The sequence below is a fragment of the Brevundimonas sp. genome, assembly GCF_030682035.1.
In the GTDB taxonomy this organism is placed as follows: Bacteria; Pseudomonadota; Alphaproteobacteria; order Caulobacterales; family Caulobacteraceae; genus Brevundimonas.
Genome location: NZ_JAUXQZ010000045.1, coordinates 40959 through 54393, shown reverse-complemented (window position 1 = coordinate 54393; position 13435 = coordinate 40959). Strand labels below are relative to the sequence as shown.

Sequence of the window (13435 nt, the reverse complement as noted above, 5' to 3'; positions counted from 1 at the left end):
CTGGTCAGCGCGGCGTTTGTGTTGTTGAGGCGAGGCGATGGCCGAGATCATTCTGAACGTGGACGTCCGTGATGGCGTCGGCACCGGCGGCGCCCGCGCCGCGCGTCGTGCGGGCATGGTCCCGGGCGTGCTGTACGGCGGCGACAAAGCCCCCGTCGCCATCGCGGTGAACGAGCGCGACTTCCGCAAGTCACTCTATACCGGCAAGCTGCTGGGCCACCTGGTGACCCTGAAGTACGGCGACGAGAGCCAGCCGGTCATCGCCCGCGACGTGCAGTTCGACCCCGTGTCGGATCGCCCCCTGCACTTCGACCTGATGCGCGTCAGCGAAAAGCAGACCATCAAGATCGAAGTGAACGTGCACTTCATCAACCAGGACCAGTGCGAAGCCTTCCGTCAGGGCGGCTCGCTGGAAATCGTTCGTCACTCGGTCGAGGTGAAAGTCCGCGCGGACCACATCCCGGAAGACCTGATCGTCGACCTGGCCGGCCACAAGATGGGCGACACCATCCGCTGGACCGACCTGAAGGGCACGGAAGGGGTCGAACCCACCATCACCGACCGTGACTTCGTGATCGCCTCGATCAAGACGTCTTCGGCCGCCATCTCGGCCGCCGCCGACGAGGCCCACGACGCCGAAGTGGCCGCCGAGGCCGCTGAGGTTGAAGCCACCGAACAGGCCGCCTCCGGCGAAGCCGAAGACGAAGCCACGGAAGACACCGCCGAGGGCTGATCGCCCCTCGACAAACTGCTACTGGAACGGCCCCATCCGGAAGCGGACGGGGCCGTTTCCTTATCCGGACCTCGCGCCATGATCATCATCGCCGGCCTGGGCAATCCGGGACCCAGATACCAGGGCAACCGTCACAACATCGGCTTCATGGCCGCCGACGAGATCGCCCGGCGCTGGTCGTTCGGACCCGAGCGGGCCAAGTTCCAGTCGGTGATCCGCGAGGGCGAGGTCGCGACCGCCGACGGCGCGGTACGCGTCCTGCTGATGAAGCCCCAGACCTTCATGAACGAGAGCGGCCGAGCGGTGGCCGAGGCGGCGCGTTTCTACAAGGTCCAGCCCGGCGCGGTCATCGTCTTCCACGACGAGATCGACCTGGCCCCCGGCCGGTTCCGCATGAAGATCGGCGGCGGCGCGGCGGGCCAGAACGGCGTGCGCTCCATGATCAGCCAACTGGGCGCGGACTTCCGCCGCGGTCGTATGGGTGTCGGACACCCGGGCGAACCGCAGCTGGTGCACGGCCATGTGTTGAGCGACTTCCACAAGGCCGACCAGACCTGGCTGGAGCCGATGCTCAACGCCGTCGCCGACGCCCTGCCCTTCGCCCTCGCCGGCGACGACGACCGCTATCAGGCTGAAGTCATGCGTCTGGCCCCCGCCCCCAAATTCAGCCCTCGCCAGGCTGCGCAGAAGGCGGCGAAGGGCGAGGACTAGGTGTTCCGTCCCCGAGTGTCCGCGGCGCGGCGAGTGCGGGCACGGCCGACAGGGTCGTCGTCAGGACGGCGGCCTTCGGTGCGAATTTCATGCGCCATCGTAACCGGGTGTTGACCGCAGCGCGAGTAGACTGACGCCATGACGCGCTTCATGACCCTCGATTTCGCCGACGGCGACCGGGCCCAGATGCTGGCCCGCGTGCTGGGCATGGCGCGCGGGGCCTATGGCTATGTCGTGACGCCCAATGTCGACCATGTGGTCAAGCTGATGGACGGCCGGGTGGCCCGTGAGGTCTATGAGGGCGCGGCGCTGAAGGTGTGCGACAGCCGCATCCTCAGCCATCTGGCGCGGCTGCGCGCGGTGACGTTGCCGGTATATCCGGGCTCGGACATGACCGCCGACCTGCTGGCCTCGCCGGCCGCAGAGGGGTTGACCATCGCCGTCTTCGGCCCCGACCGCGCGGCCTTCGACGCCCTGGCCGCCCGCTATCCGCGCCAGACCCTGAAATTCCTCGAGGCGCCGATGCTGGTTCCGGGCACGCTCGGCTGGCGGGCGGCCGTCGGCCATGCCGCAGGCTCCGAGTGGGACGTGCTGCTTGCCTGCGTCTCCTTCCCGAAACAGGAGTTGTTCGCCCACGCCCTGCGCGCCGCGGGCAGGAAGACGGGCGTGACGTTGTGCGTGGGGGCCTCGGTGGACTTCCTCACCGGCCGTCAGCAGCGGGCGCCGAAGGTGTTTCAGCAGTTGTCGCTGGAATGGCTGCACCGGTTGCTGAGCCAGCCGAGGCGGATGTTCCGTCGCTATGTCATCGAGGGGCCGGCCATCTTCGGGTGGTTTGTGCGGACCGAAGTCATAGGGCGCTAGTTCCTCCCCCTTGGGGGAGGGGGACCATGCGAAGCATGGTGGAGGGATGTCACCGCCCCACGGTTCTCCGGATGATCCCGAGCGCTCCGTCCATGTCGGCGAGCACGTCTCGCGCCGCGAGGCGGATCATTTGAACGCCTTGCCGGTTCAGCCAGCCCGTCCGACGCTGGTCATGGGCGATGCGATCCGGATGATCGTGGCTGTGGCCATCGATCTCGACGGCCAGCTGAAGCTCGTCACAGTAGAAATCAAGGATGTAGGGGCCGACCGGGTGCTGTCTCCGGAAGCGCCGTCCCACCAAACGTCCGCCGCGCAACGCCTGCCACACCAGGACCTCCGGCAAGGTGAGCCGTCTGCGGAGTTTTCGGGCGTGTTGAACTGTGTCGTGCGGCGCGACCACTCATGCAATCTAACATGGAATTGCGTAATGTCTGGCGCCCCTCCACCATCCTTCGGATGGTCCCCCTCCCCTGGAGGGGAGGATTACGCCGCCACGATCTCTTCCGCTTGGGTCAGGTCCACGCTGACCAGCTGACTCACGCCGCGCTCGGGCATGGTCACGCCGTAGAGGCGGTCCATCCGGCTCATGGTTACCGGGTTGTGGGTGATGACGATGAAGCGGGTGTCGGTGCGGTTGCGCATCTCGTTCAGCATGCGGCAGAAGCGGTCGACATTGGCGTCGTCCAGCGGGGCGTCAACCTCGTCCAGCACGCAGACCGGGGCCGGATTGGCCAGGAACACCGCGAAGATCAGCGCCGCGGCCGTCAGGGCCTGCTCGCCGCCGCTCATCAGGCTCATCACCGCCAGCCGCTTGCCGGGCGGGCAGGCGTAGATCTCCAGCCCGGCCTCCAGCGGATCGTCGCTCTCGACCAGTTTCAGCTCGGCCTGGCCGCCGCCGAACAGGGCCTCGAAAAGGCTCTTGAAATTGTCGTTAATGATGTCGAAGGCCGCGACCAGCCGCTCGCGGCCCTCGGCGTTCAGTTCGTCGATGCCGTCCCGCAGTTTGGCGATGGCGCTGGTCAGGTCCAGCCGCTCGACCTTCATCGTGTTGAGCCGGTCGCCGTATTCGACCGCCTCGTCCTCGGCGCGCAGATTGACGGCGCCCAGGGCCTCGCGCTCGCGCTCCAGCCCGTACAGCAGGCTCTCGGCCCCGGCGGCGTCGGGCGGGCGGGCGATGGCGTCGTCGGTCAGCTTCTGGCCCAGCGCCTCGGGCGACATCTGGGCCGTTTCACGCAGGTTGGTCTCGGTCTCGGCCAGACGCTCGGCGGCCCCGTCGGCCCGCGCCGCCAGCCCGGCCCGCGCCTCGCGCGCCGTTGAGGCCGCGGCCTCGGTCGCCCGCGCGGCCCGGTCGGCCTCGGTCGCCTCGCTCTCGGCGACGGCCAAGGCGTCTCCGGCGGACTTGCGCCGGGTCTCGGCGGCGGTCAGCGCGTCGAGCAGGGACGAGCGCTGCGCCGCCAGCCGTTCGGGCGCCTCGGAGGCCGCCTTCAGCCGTCCGGACGTCCTCTCCGCATCCTTCTCCAGCGCCGCGATCCGCGCCGTGGCGTCCTTCGCCCGCGCGGCCCAGCCGTCGCGCTCGCGGGTCAGGCCGTCCAGCCGCGCCTGACGACCCGCCACCTCGCGCGCCTCGGCGTCGCGCTCGACCCGCGCCGTCGCCGCCGCGCCGCGCGCCGCATCCGCCGCCGTCCGCGCGTCCGCCAGTTCGGCGCGCAGGCCCTCGAGCGTCTCGGACGGGGCGTCGGCCCCTTGCGCCTCGGCCATAGACGCCTGGGCCGCCTCGACCTCGGTGGTCAGCCGGATCAGGGTTTCGTCCAGCGCCTGCGCCCGCGCCTCCTTGCGGGCCTGATCGCGGGCGAGCGTCTCGACCCGGTCGCGCGCCGCCGTGACGGCCTTGTCGAGGGCGAAGGGCGCGGCGCGGGCGGTCTTCACCGCCTCCTCGGAAGCGCGGAAGGCCTCGGTCGCGGCCTTGAGCGCGGCTTGCGCCGCTTCCAGCGCCGGCTTGCCCGCGTCGATCTCGCCTTCCAGCTCGGACAGGCGGGTGCGCTGCGCCAACCGAACAGCGGCGGGACGGGGCGCCTCGGCGCGCTGGACGAAGCCGTCCCAGCGCCACAGGTCGCCAGCGGCCGTGACCAGACGGGCGCCGATCGGCAGGGATTTGGCCAGCCGTTCGATTTCGCTGGCCGGGGCCACGCCGCAAAGGGCCAGACGCGCCTTCAACTGGTCGGGGGCCGAGACGTGGGCGGCCAGGGATTCGACGCCCGTCGGCCAGACGGGAGCGGGTACCTCGGCGCCGGCCCAGTAGGCCGCCGCTCGCGCGTCCAGCGCCGCGTCCAGATCGTCGCCGAGGGCCGCGGCCAGCGCCGCCTCATAGCCCTTGTCGGCCGCGACGCTGTCCAGCGCCGGAGCGTGTTCGCGCTTGCCGTGGACCAGCAGTTGGGCGAGGCCGCGGGCCTCGGTCTGCAACCGACCCAGACGATCCTCGGCCGCGCGGGCCGCCGTGCGCGCCTCGGCCTCGGCCCGCGCGCGGTCGCCGCGTTCGGTCTCGGCCGCTTCGACCGCTGTGCGCGCCGCCGCCAGCTCGAACTGGGCCGTTTCCAGCACCGTCTTCGCCGCCTCGATCTCGGGCGTCTCCAAGGAGCCCAGCGCAGCGCGTTCGGACTGGGCCGATGCCAGTTGCGTCTCCGCCCGGGCCACGCGGGCTTCGGCGTCGCGCTTGCGGGCGCTTTCGGCATTGACCCGCGCCTCGACCGAGGCCGCGGCCCCGGCCACGCGCTCGACCTCGGCGTCGGCGGCCTTGCGGGCGTCCTCGGCGGCGGAGAGAGCGGCCTCGAGCTCGGGGCCACGCGTCGGCGCCCCGGCGATCTCGGCGGTGAGGGTTTCCAGCGCGGCGCCCAGCCGGGTCAGCTCGCTGTCCGCATCGCCCGCCATGGCCGTCTCGCGGTCGATGTCGGCGGCGATGCGGGCGGCTTCGGCGGTCAGGCGGTCGACCTCGGCCCGCGCCGCCTGTTCGGCCATGTCGAGCCGGTCGCGCTCCAGCGAGGCGCGGTGCAGCAGGGCCCCGGCGACGGCGTCTTCCTCGCGGGCGGGCTTGAGGGCCTCCTGCGCCGACAAGGCGGCGGTCTGGGCCCGGCTCGAGGCGGTAGTCGCCTCGCCCGCGGCCCGCTCGGCGTCGGCCAGCTCCTGCGCCGCGCCCTCGGCCGCCACCCGGGCGTCGTTCCAGCGCACAAACAGCAGGGCCGCCTGCAAGGCCCGGATCTCGGCGGAAATCTTCTTGTAACGCTCGGCCTGCCGCGCCTCGCGCTTCAGCCGCGACAGGGCCGTCTCCAGTTCGCGGCCGATGTCGTCCAGCCGTTCGAGATTGGCCTCCGCCGCCCTGAGCCGCAGCTCGGCCTCATGCCGGCGGGTGTGCAGGCCGGCCACGCCGCCGGCCTCCTCGAGGATGCGGCGGCGGTTCTGCGGCTTGGCGGCGATCAATTCGCTGATCTGCCCTTGCCTGACGAGGGCGGGGGAGTTGGCGCCGGTCGAGGCGTCAGCGAACAGCAGCTGGACGTCGCGGGCACGGACCTCCTTGCCGTTGATGCGGTAGGTCGAGCCCTGGCCCCGGTCGATGCGGCGCGACACCTCCAGCATGGGGCTGTCGGTGAAGGGCTGGGGGGCCTTGCGCTGGGCGTTGTCGATGGTCAGCTGGACTTCGGCGTGGTTGCGCGGCGGGCGATCGGCGGCGCCGGCGAAGATGACGTCGTCCATGCCCTGGCCGCGCATGGCCTTGGCGGAGTTGGCGCCCATGACCCAGCGCAGGCCTTCCAGCACATTGGACTTGCCGCAGCCATTGGGGCCGACCACGCCGGTCAGGCCGGGCTCGATATGCACCTCGGCGGGGTCGACAAAGGACTTGAAGCCCACGAGCCGGAGGCGCTGGAACTGCATGTGTTGCTACGCGGTCAACGGGCCGCCGCGGCCGCCCGGATTGCAACCTCCAGCCCGCCCAGCGAGCGGTCCGTCACCCGGCGTCCGTTGACGAAGAAGGCCGGGGTGGTGGTGGCGCCGGCCGCGTTCGCGCTGTCGACGTCCCGGTTTATGGCGGCGAGGATGGCCGGGGTCGCGACGCAGGCGTCAAGCTGGGCCTGGGTGCGGCCGCTGACGGCGATGGCGGGAGCGTACCAGTTCTCGCGCGTCCCGCCCCGGAAGACCGCGTCCTGCCCAAGCATCAGGGCCGAGGCAACCTCGAAGAACCGTTCGGGCGCCGCGCACCGGGCCAGGGCCGCGCCCGGCATCGACATTTCCTCGGGCAGGGTCGGCAGGTTGCGGAACACCAGCCGCACCTGGCCGGTGTCGATGAAGCGCGTCTTGAACGTCGGATATACGAACCGGTGCCAGTCGGCGCAGTGGTTGCAGGCGAAGGAGGCGTATTCGACCACTGTCACGGGGGCGTCGGTCCGGCCAATGCTGCGGTCGGCAGCAGTGACCGGGGCGAGCGTCTGGCGCGCGAGAGCGGAATCCGATCCCGACGCGGAAGCCGCGACCGCGGGCGCCAGCAACGCCAACGCCAGGATCAGCAGGGATCGCCGCCGTGTCGCCACCGCCGCGATCAACCCTTGGCCAGTTCGGCGTCGATCGCACGCGACAGGTCGGCCATGGTCACGCCTTCTGCGCCCGGGGACACGATCGCAACCCCGTTGACGTAGAAGGTCGGCGTGCCGGAGACGCCCGCCTTCACGGCGGCGTTGGAGCGCTCCTCCGCCGCTTTCAGGTTCTCGGGGTCCTTGATGCAGGTCTCGATCTGCTGGTTGCTCAGGCCGGCGCCGTTGCCGATGCGGAACAGGGTGTCGCGCGGGTTGACGCCTGCGCGCCACTCGGCCTGGCTGGCCATGATACCGTGAATCACGTCGAAATATTTGTCCTCGCCGGCGCAGCGGGCGATCATGAAGCCGGCGACGGCGACATTCGTGGGGGGCGTCGGCAGTTCGCGAAAGACATAGCGGACCTTGTTGGTATCGACATAGGCGGCCTTGAACGCGGGCCAGGTGGTTTCCTGCCAGGCGGCGCAGTGCGGACACGTGACCGAGGCGTATTCCACCACGGTGACCTTGGCGCCCTCGGCCGCACCCATGGCCATGTCGCCCTCGGCGGCCGCGCCCGCGCCGCCCCCGCCGCAACCGGCCAGCGTAGCCATGGCGGCCAGGGCCGCGGCGGTCATCGCCGCGCGGCGGCTCATGGCGGCGTATTTGGTCTGGGCGCTCATGGCGTCGTCCTTAGCTGGGGGCGGGATTTTGGAAAGCATCGCGCGACATCCCCGCGTATACGCGCGCTTCAGCACTTTCGAGAACAGAAACGGCGAAGTTTTGTCAACGGCCCGAACGGTCGCGGCCTTTTTCCGGATCGCCCAGAACCGCCCGTCCGAGCCGCTCCAGCGGCCCCTTAAGCGCCTCGGGCGCTGCATCGATCGCGGCCTTCAGCTCGGCTTCTTCATGGGCGGCCAGGGGTTGGGCGGCGGGGCGGCGCTTCGGCGCGGCGGCGATGTCCGACAGCGGCCTGACCGGGCCCTGGGCGATCCTCAGCCGATCGACGCTGCCGGGGCCGAGGAACAAATTGACCCGCGCCAGTATGTCCTCGGACTGATGCTGCACCAGCAGGGCCGCCGGTCCGGCCACGCGCAGCTCCAGCGTCCCGCCGGCGCCGCCCCGACCCTTGGTCAGCTTTTGCGGCCGCGTCACCCGCGCCAGCCGGTCGCCGACGATCTCGCGCCAGCGCGGCTCCAGCGCCGCGGCGCCGCGCCCGAACTTGCCGTCCAGCTCCTTGATCAGCCCCTGCAACGCCCGGCCGGCCTTGGGCGTCGGCCGGGGCGCGGGACGCGTGCGTCGGCGCGACAGGATTTCGCGGGCCTCGGCGTCTGTGGGCAGCGTGCGGCGCATTTCCGGTTTATAGCGCGGTCGATGGCCGCCGTCCCCAATCCCGTGCCCGCTCTCCGCGCCGCCCTGCTGGACTGGTACGATGCCCATGGGCGGACGCTGGCCTGGCGCGCGCCGCCGGGTTCGCCGCGGCCCCATCCCTACCGGGTCTGGCTGTCCGAGGTGATGCTGCAGCAGACTACCACGCCGCATGCGACGCCTTATTTTGAGGCCTTCACCGCCCGCTGGCCGACGGTGACCGATCTGGCGGCGGCGGGCGACAGCGACGTCATGGCCGCCTGGGCGGGGCTCGGCTACTACGCCCGCGCCCGCAATCTGCTGGCCTGCGCCCGGGCGGTGGTTGAAGACTACGGCGCGGTTTTCCCGGACACCGAGGCGGGCCTGCTGGCCCTGCCGGGGGTCGGCGCCTATACCGCCGCCGCTGTCGCCGCCATCGCCTTCGACCGCCCGGCCAATGTGGTCGACGGCAACGTCGAGCGGGTCATGGCCCGTCTGTTCGCGGTCGAGACGCCGCTGCCCGCCGCGAAGCCGGAGCTCAAACGGTTGGCTGCGACGCTGATTGCGGATGACCGCCCCGGCGACTGGCCGCAGGCCCTGATGGACCTCGGAGCCACCGTGTGCCGTCCGGGCAGGCCGTTGTGCGAGGCCTGTCCGCTGACCCGTTGGTGCGCCGGCTACGCCTCGGGCCATCCCGAGCGCTGGCCGTTGAAGACGAAGAAGGCCGAGCGCCCGCACCGGACGGGCGTCGCCTGGGTGCTGCGCGATGACCGGGGCCGGGTGGCGCTGGTGCGTCGCCCCGACGAGGGGCTGCTGGGCGGGATGACGGGTCTGCCGACGTCGGAGTGGAGTGTGGGAGCCGCGGAGACCCCACCGCCCGTCGTCGTGGACTGGCGTGAGGCGGGGACGATCGAGCACGTCTTCACCCATTTCTCGCTGACGCTGACAGTGCGCGTGGCAGAGGGCGGAGGCGACTTCCTCTGGATCGATCCAGAGGAGGCCTTGGCCTCCCTGCCGACGGTGTTCCGTAAGGCACTGGAGCGTGGCCTTGTCTGACGCCGATGGACGCCTGCTATCGCGCCTGTAAGACTGCTGACTGGCGTACCGCCAGTGACAAGATAAGAGTTGCGCCAGATGACCCTCGAAGACGAAGCACCCTCGAAGAGGTCTGTCCGAAAGCGCGCTGATGAGATCAAGCCCTATCGCTGCAAGAACCTGATCGCCGTCATTGAGAATCCGGCTGACATCGCAAACATCGGGACGGTGATACGCAACGTTAACGCCTTGGGCGTGGAGAAGGTCTACGTCGTAGACCCACGCCGCAGCCTTCCGGACGACTGGCAGGACCTGCGTGAAAGTCGCAAAATCTCGAAGACTTCGGTGTCAGCGGTGAAATGGACCTTCGTGAGGCGCTTCGACAGCACGGACGAATGCTTCGACTACCTCGAGAGCAAGAATTTCAGTTCAATCGTCACCTCGCCGCATGTGAAGGGCAAGGCCAGCATCTACCTGCACGAGGGGGACTACACGACCTACGCCAAGCTGGCGGTCTGGTTCGGAAGCGAGACCCTCGGGATCAGCGATCGCGCTGTCGAACGGGCGGCGATGTGCGTTTCGGTCCCGATGTTCGGCATGATCGAAAGCCTGAATCTCGGGACCAGTTCGGGAATTGTCCTCTACGAGGTCGCCAAGCAGCGGCGCGAATATCAAAGCCGGTATGTGAAGCGTAATCGCAGGGTCGAGCGGGCCGAGCTTCTGCCGACCACGTTGCCGCCGCGCGAGGAGCGTTGACGGAGCGCCGAAACGACACCTAACGCACCGTCCGCACCGAGACCGGCCCGTCCCGGTGCAAGGGAATGACCACCGTGTGGTTCCCCATCTGCTGGAAGGCCAGATCGACCATGCCGTCGCCGACCTTCAGGTTGGTAATGTTCAGCCGGTCGATCCCCGACGGCAGAACCGGGTCGTCGATCTCGACGGTCCCGGCGACCGCGTCGATCTCGATCCCCAGCGCCGCCTGCAGCATCAGAAACACCGATCCCGCCGCCCAGGCCTGGGGCAGGCAGGCGACCGGATAGGCGATCGGCGGCTCGCCGGGATTGCGCTCGAAGCCGCAGAACAGTTCGGGCAGGCGCAGGTGGAAATGCGCCGCCGCGGCATAGATCTCACCCAGAAGCAGGGCCACCGCCCGGCGCTCGCCATAGCGCGCCATGCCCGCCGCCGCCATGGCGGTGTCGTGTGGCCAGACCGAGCCGTTGTGATAGCTCATCGGATTGAAGCGAGCCTGACCGGTCGCCAGGGTCCGGACGCCCCAGCCCGAGCGGAACTCGGCGCTGAGCAGGCGTTTCGTCACCCGCCTGGCCCGCTCCGCCGACGGCAGGCCGGTGAACAGCAGATGGCCGGCGTTGGAGCCGATCGACCGGCATTGTTCGCCGTCGCCGTCCAGGGCGATGGCGTAGAAGCCCTCGTCCTCCATCCAGAATCGGTCCTCGACCAGAGCCCGGACCCGCTCCGCCTGCCCCGCCCATTCCGCCTGCCGGCCGTCGCCCAGCGTCGTCGAGAGGTCGGCCATCGCCCGCCAGGCGGCGTAGGCGTAGCCCTGCACCTCCAGCAGGGCGACAGGCCCCTTCGGGAAGCGGCCGTCGGTGTGGAAGATGGAGTCCTCGGAATCCTTCCAGCCCTGGTTCGACAGGCCGGTTTCGGCGCCACGCTGATAGCTGATCAGGCCGTCGCCGTTGATGTCGCCATGGTCCCTCATCCAGCCGACGGCGGCGATCAGATTGGGCCACAGGGTGCGGATCGTGGCGAAATCCCCGGTCCGACGCGCATAGGCGCCGGCGAGGGTCACGAACAGGCAGGTGGTGTCGACCCCGCCGTAGTAGAGGCCGAACGGCACCTCTCCCAGAGCCGACATTTCGCCGCCGCGGGTCTCGTGCATGATCTTGCCGGGGGCCGAGTCCTGGAAGGCCGAGAATTCCGTCGCCTGACGCGCGGCCAGATAGGTCAGCACCCCCTTGGCGAGGGACGGGTCCAGCCACAGCATCTGCCAGGCCGTGATGATCCCGTCGCGCCCGAACGGCGTTGAGAACCACGGCACGCCCGCATACGGATATGGCCCGGTCGGCAGGTCGGTGGTCAGCAGGGCGACGTCGGCCCTGCTCTGGTCCAGCCAGTCGTTGAACCGCGGGCTGCGGGGGCCCCGCAACGAGGCTCCGCGCCGTCGGCGGGTGCGCATGGCCAGTCGCCCCTGCACGGCGTTCTGGCGATAGCGCGCCTCGTCGGGCTGATCGCAGCGGTCCGGGCCGCATTCGATATAGAGGTCGCAACGCCTGCCCTTGGGCAGGCTGAACATGAATTCCGCGCGCGATCCGCTGAGCCGCGCGGGCGGTTCGGAAAAGGCCAGGCAGCTGGTGCGACGGACGTCGTCCAGGCCGACGTAGCCGAAGGTCACGCGACGACCGTCGTGCGTCGGTAACTCGGCGTTCCCGCGTTTTTCGCGCAGGGTCCCCCGAACCTGGAAGATGTCGGCGAAGTCGGCGGCGAAATCGAGCGTCAGTGGCAGCAGCACGTCCTCGACGCCGTGGTTGGCCATCCGGACCCGCTCGAACATCCGTCGGTCCCGGACGAAGCGACGCCGCTCGATATGCAGCACCCCGGCCGGCGCCGAACGCCCGCCCATGGGGGGCAAGGGGCGGTTGGTCGAATGGCAGGTGAAATACACATTGTCCTGGCTGACACCGGAACTGAGCAGCGAGGGCCGTGCCTTCCCGGCCGTCAGGACCAGTCGCGACAGGATGCGGGTGTCATTGACGAACAGTCCGTCCGCTCCGCCCTTCAGGTCGCCCCAGTCGTCAGCCACCAGGAAGGTGTCGCCATCTTTCAGCGCCATCAGCCGTTCGAGGCCATCGGCGCCGCCCGACTCGGTGGCGGTGGTCTGGACCGTATAGGCGTCGTCCATGAAGGCTCCGGTTGGCGGGCGTGACGGCCTCAGACTGGCGATCAAATGCGAACGCTTGAGGGCCGTATCCCGTTCATCGGGCGCCCGTCAGAGAGCTGTCGCGAAGCTTCTGTCCTCGACCGGCCGCAGCGGCCTCACCACATCAGCGACGTGTTTCTCCGCGAAAGGCCGCTTCGCCAGCAGGTCGCCGTAGACGTCCAGATAGCGCCGCGCCATGGCGGTGGCCGAGAACCGCAGGTCGAACCGGGCGCGGATTGCGGTCCGATCCAGCAGGTGGGCGCGGCCTGCCGCCGCCACGGCCTGTTCCAGCGTATCGACCAGGAAGCCGGTCTCCCCGTCCTCGATGACCTCAGGCGTCGAGCCGCAGCGGAAGGCCACCACCGGCGTGCCGCAGGCCATGGCCTCGATCATCACGAGACCGAAAGGCTCGGGCCAGTCGATGGGGAACAGCAGGGCGTCCGCCCCGCCGAGGAAGGCGGACTTCTGGTGGTCGCCGATCTCGCCGACGAATTCGATCAGGGGGTTGCCGTCGACCAGCGGCCTGATGACGGTCTCCCAATAGACCTTGTCGGCCGCATCGACCTTGGCCGCGATCTTCAAGGGCATGTTGAGCTTGGTGGCGATCTCGATGGCCCGGTCCGGCCGTTTCTCGGGTGAGATGCGGCCGAGGAAGGCGAGGTAGCCTTCCGACTTCGCCGAGAACCGGTACATCTCCCCCGGCATGCCGTGGTGGACCGTAGCCTTCCAGTTCGCGTGGGGCAGGGGCCGGCGTTGGTCATCGGAGATCGAGATCAGGCCGAACTCGGGCCAACGCTCATAGACCGCGGGGATATCCTTCATGTCGAGGCGCCCGTGCAGGGTCGTCAACGTCCTGTCGGCGCAACGGGCGAAGAACGGGAAGTGAATCATATCGGTGTGGAAATGGATCACATCGAAATCATCGACGCGCTTCAACGCTTCCGACAGCATGGTCATGTGGGCGGCCAGATCGGATTTCAGCGGAGCGGGGTCCAGGCGGATGGCCTGATCCCGAACCGGAACCAGCCGCGCCCGTGTCCGGGCGTCGGCGCTGGCGAACAGGGTGACATCGTGGCCCAGATCGACGAGGGCGTCGGTCAAGTTGGCGACGACGCGTTCTGTACCACCGTAGAGCTTCGGCGGAACGGCTTCATACAGCGGCGTTATTTGCGCGATTTTCATGTCGTGGCTCCCGACGCCCCGGGGGAAAGGCGTCGGACTACCTAACCATCTCGCACATGCGAAGTTCCC

The 13435-nt window shown here is 69.4% G+C and carries 12 protein-coding genes; 5 read left to right on the top strand and 7 right to left on the bottom strand.

Features of this window, described 5'->3' with window-relative positions:
- The first annotated feature begins 37 nt into the window (after positions 1 to 37).
- From Q8K49_RS12955 to Q8K49_RS12945, 3 genes are all read left to right on the top strand, one after another.
- Positions 38 to 733 (top strand): 50S ribosomal protein L25/general stress protein Ctc, encoded by a 696-nt coding sequence (locus Q8K49_RS12955; RefSeq protein ID WP_305306500.1) that lies wholly within the window; start codon positions 38 to 40, stop codon positions 731 to 733.
- A gap of 78 nt (positions 734 to 811) precedes the next feature.
- Positions 812 to 1444: an aminoacyl-tRNA hydrolase gene (pth, locus tag Q8K49_RS12950; protein ID WP_305306499.1), complete on the top strand. Its 633-nt coding sequence runs from the start codon at positions 812 to 814 to the stop codon at positions 1442 to 1444.
- 138 nt (positions 1445 to 1582) lie between these two features.
- Positions 1583 to 2305 carry a WecB/TagA/CpsF family glycosyltransferase gene (locus Q8K49_RS12945; protein WP_305306498.1) on the top strand — a complete coding sequence of 241 codons (723 nt, stop codon included), beginning with the start codon at positions 1583 to 1585 and terminating at the stop codon, positions 2303 to 2305.
- A 49-nt stretch (positions 2306 to 2354) separates the two neighbouring features.
- Here the strand turns inward: Q8K49_RS12945 and Q8K49_RS12940 are convergent, their stop codons facing one another.
- From Q8K49_RS12940 to Q8K49_RS12920, 5 genes are all read right to left on the bottom strand, one after another.
- Complete coding sequence (locus tag Q8K49_RS12940; protein ID WP_370867780.1) at positions 2355 to 2648, bottom strand: endonuclease domain-containing protein; 294 nt, start codon at positions 2646 to 2648, stop codon at positions 2355 to 2357.
- 140 nt (positions 2649 to 2788) lie between these two features.
- Positions 2789 to 6229, bottom strand: coding sequence for a chromosome segregation protein SMC (smc, locus tag Q8K49_RS12935; RefSeq protein WP_305306496.1), 3441 nt, complete (start codon positions 6227 to 6229; stop codon positions 2789 to 2791).
- A gap of 14 nt (positions 6230 to 6243) precedes the next feature.
- Positions 6244 to 6882: a thioredoxin domain-containing protein gene (locus tag Q8K49_RS12930; RefSeq protein WP_305306495.1), complete on the bottom strand. Its 639-nt coding sequence runs from the start codon at positions 6880 to 6882 to the stop codon at positions 6244 to 6246.
- Positions 6883 to 6890: 8 nt separating this feature from the next.
- Positions 6891 to 7544 (bottom strand): DsbA family protein, encoded by a 654-nt coding sequence (locus Q8K49_RS12925; protein ID WP_305306494.1) that lies wholly within the window; start codon positions 7542 to 7544, stop codon positions 6891 to 6893.
- A 103-nt stretch (positions 7545 to 7647) separates the two neighbouring features.
- Positions 7648 to 8214, bottom strand: coding sequence for a DUF721 domain-containing protein (locus Q8K49_RS12920; RefSeq protein WP_305306493.1), 567 nt, complete (start codon positions 8212 to 8214; stop codon positions 7648 to 7650).
- Positions 8215 to 8235: 21 nt separating this feature from the next.
- On the opposite strand from Q8K49_RS12920, the gene mutY reads away from it, so the two are divergent.
- Entirely contained in the window at positions 8236 to 9264 is a 1029-nt protein-coding gene (gene mutY / locus Q8K49_RS12915) for an A/G-specific adenine glycosylase (protein WP_305306492.1), read from the top strand.
- 78 nt (positions 9265 to 9342) lie between these two features.
- Positions 9343 to 9999 (top strand): RNA methyltransferase, encoded by a 657-nt coding sequence (locus Q8K49_RS12910; protein ID WP_305306491.1) that lies wholly within the window; start codon positions 9343 to 9345, stop codon positions 9997 to 9999.
- Between the two features lie 19 nt (positions 10000 to 10018).
- On the opposite strand, the gene Q8K49_RS12905 is transcribed toward Q8K49_RS12910, so the two are convergent.
- Together Q8K49_RS12905 and Q8K49_RS12900 are read right to left on the bottom strand one after the other, a co-directional pair.
- Positions 10019 to 12166: an amylo-alpha-1,6-glucosidase gene (locus Q8K49_RS12905; protein ID WP_305306490.1), complete on the bottom strand. Its 2148-nt coding sequence runs from the start codon at positions 12164 to 12166 to the stop codon at positions 10019 to 10021.
- 87 nt (positions 12167 to 12253) lie between these two features.
- The gene (locus Q8K49_RS12900) at positions 12254 to 13366 is read right to left on the bottom strand and encodes a glycosyltransferase family 4 protein (RefSeq protein ID WP_305306489.1); all 1113 of its coding nucleotides are present in this window, start codon (positions 13364 to 13366) and stop codon (positions 12254 to 12256) included.
- Between the last annotated feature and the right edge of the window lie 69 nt (positions 13367 to 13435).

Bases quoted from the DNA above. Each gene is read 5' to 3' on its own strand.
- Q8K49_RS12920 (WP_305306493.1), bottom strand. From the start codon at position 8,214: ATGCGCCGCACGCTGCCCACAGACGCCGAGGCCCGCGAAATCCTGTCG.
- mutY (WP_305306492.1), top strand. From the start codon at position 8,236: ATGGCCGCCGTCCCCAATCCCGTGCCCGCTCTCCGCGCCGCCCTGCTG.
- Q8K49_RS12910 (WP_305306491.1), top strand. From the start codon at position 9,343: ATGACCCTCGAAGACGAAGCACCCTCGAAGAGGTCTGTCCGAAAGCGC.
- Q8K49_RS12945 (WP_305306498.1), top strand. From the start codon at position 1,583: ATGACGCGCTTCATGACCCTCGATTTCGCCGACGGCGACCGGGCCCAG.
- Q8K49_RS12925 (WP_305306494.1), bottom strand. From the start codon at position 7,544: ATGAGCGCCCAGACCAAATACGCCGCCATGAGCCGCCGCGCGGCGATG.
- Q8K49_RS12900 (WP_305306489.1), bottom strand. From the start codon at position 13,366: ATGAAAATCGCGCAAATAACGCCGCTGTATGAAGCCGTTCCGCCGAAG.
- smc (WP_305306496.1), bottom strand. From the start codon at position 6,229: ATGCAGTTCCAGCGCCTCCGGCTCGTGGGCTTCAAGTCCTTTGTCGAC.
- Q8K49_RS12905 (WP_305306490.1), bottom strand. From the start codon at position 12,166: ATGGACGACGCCTATACGGTCCAGACCACCGCCACCGAGTCGGGCGGC.
- pth (WP_305306499.1), top strand. From the start codon at position 812: ATGATCATCATCGCCGGCCTGGGCAATCCGGGACCCAGATACCAGGGC.
- Q8K49_RS12955 (WP_305306500.1), top strand. From the start codon at position 38: ATGGCCGAGATCATTCTGAACGTGGACGTCCGTGATGGCGTCGGCACC.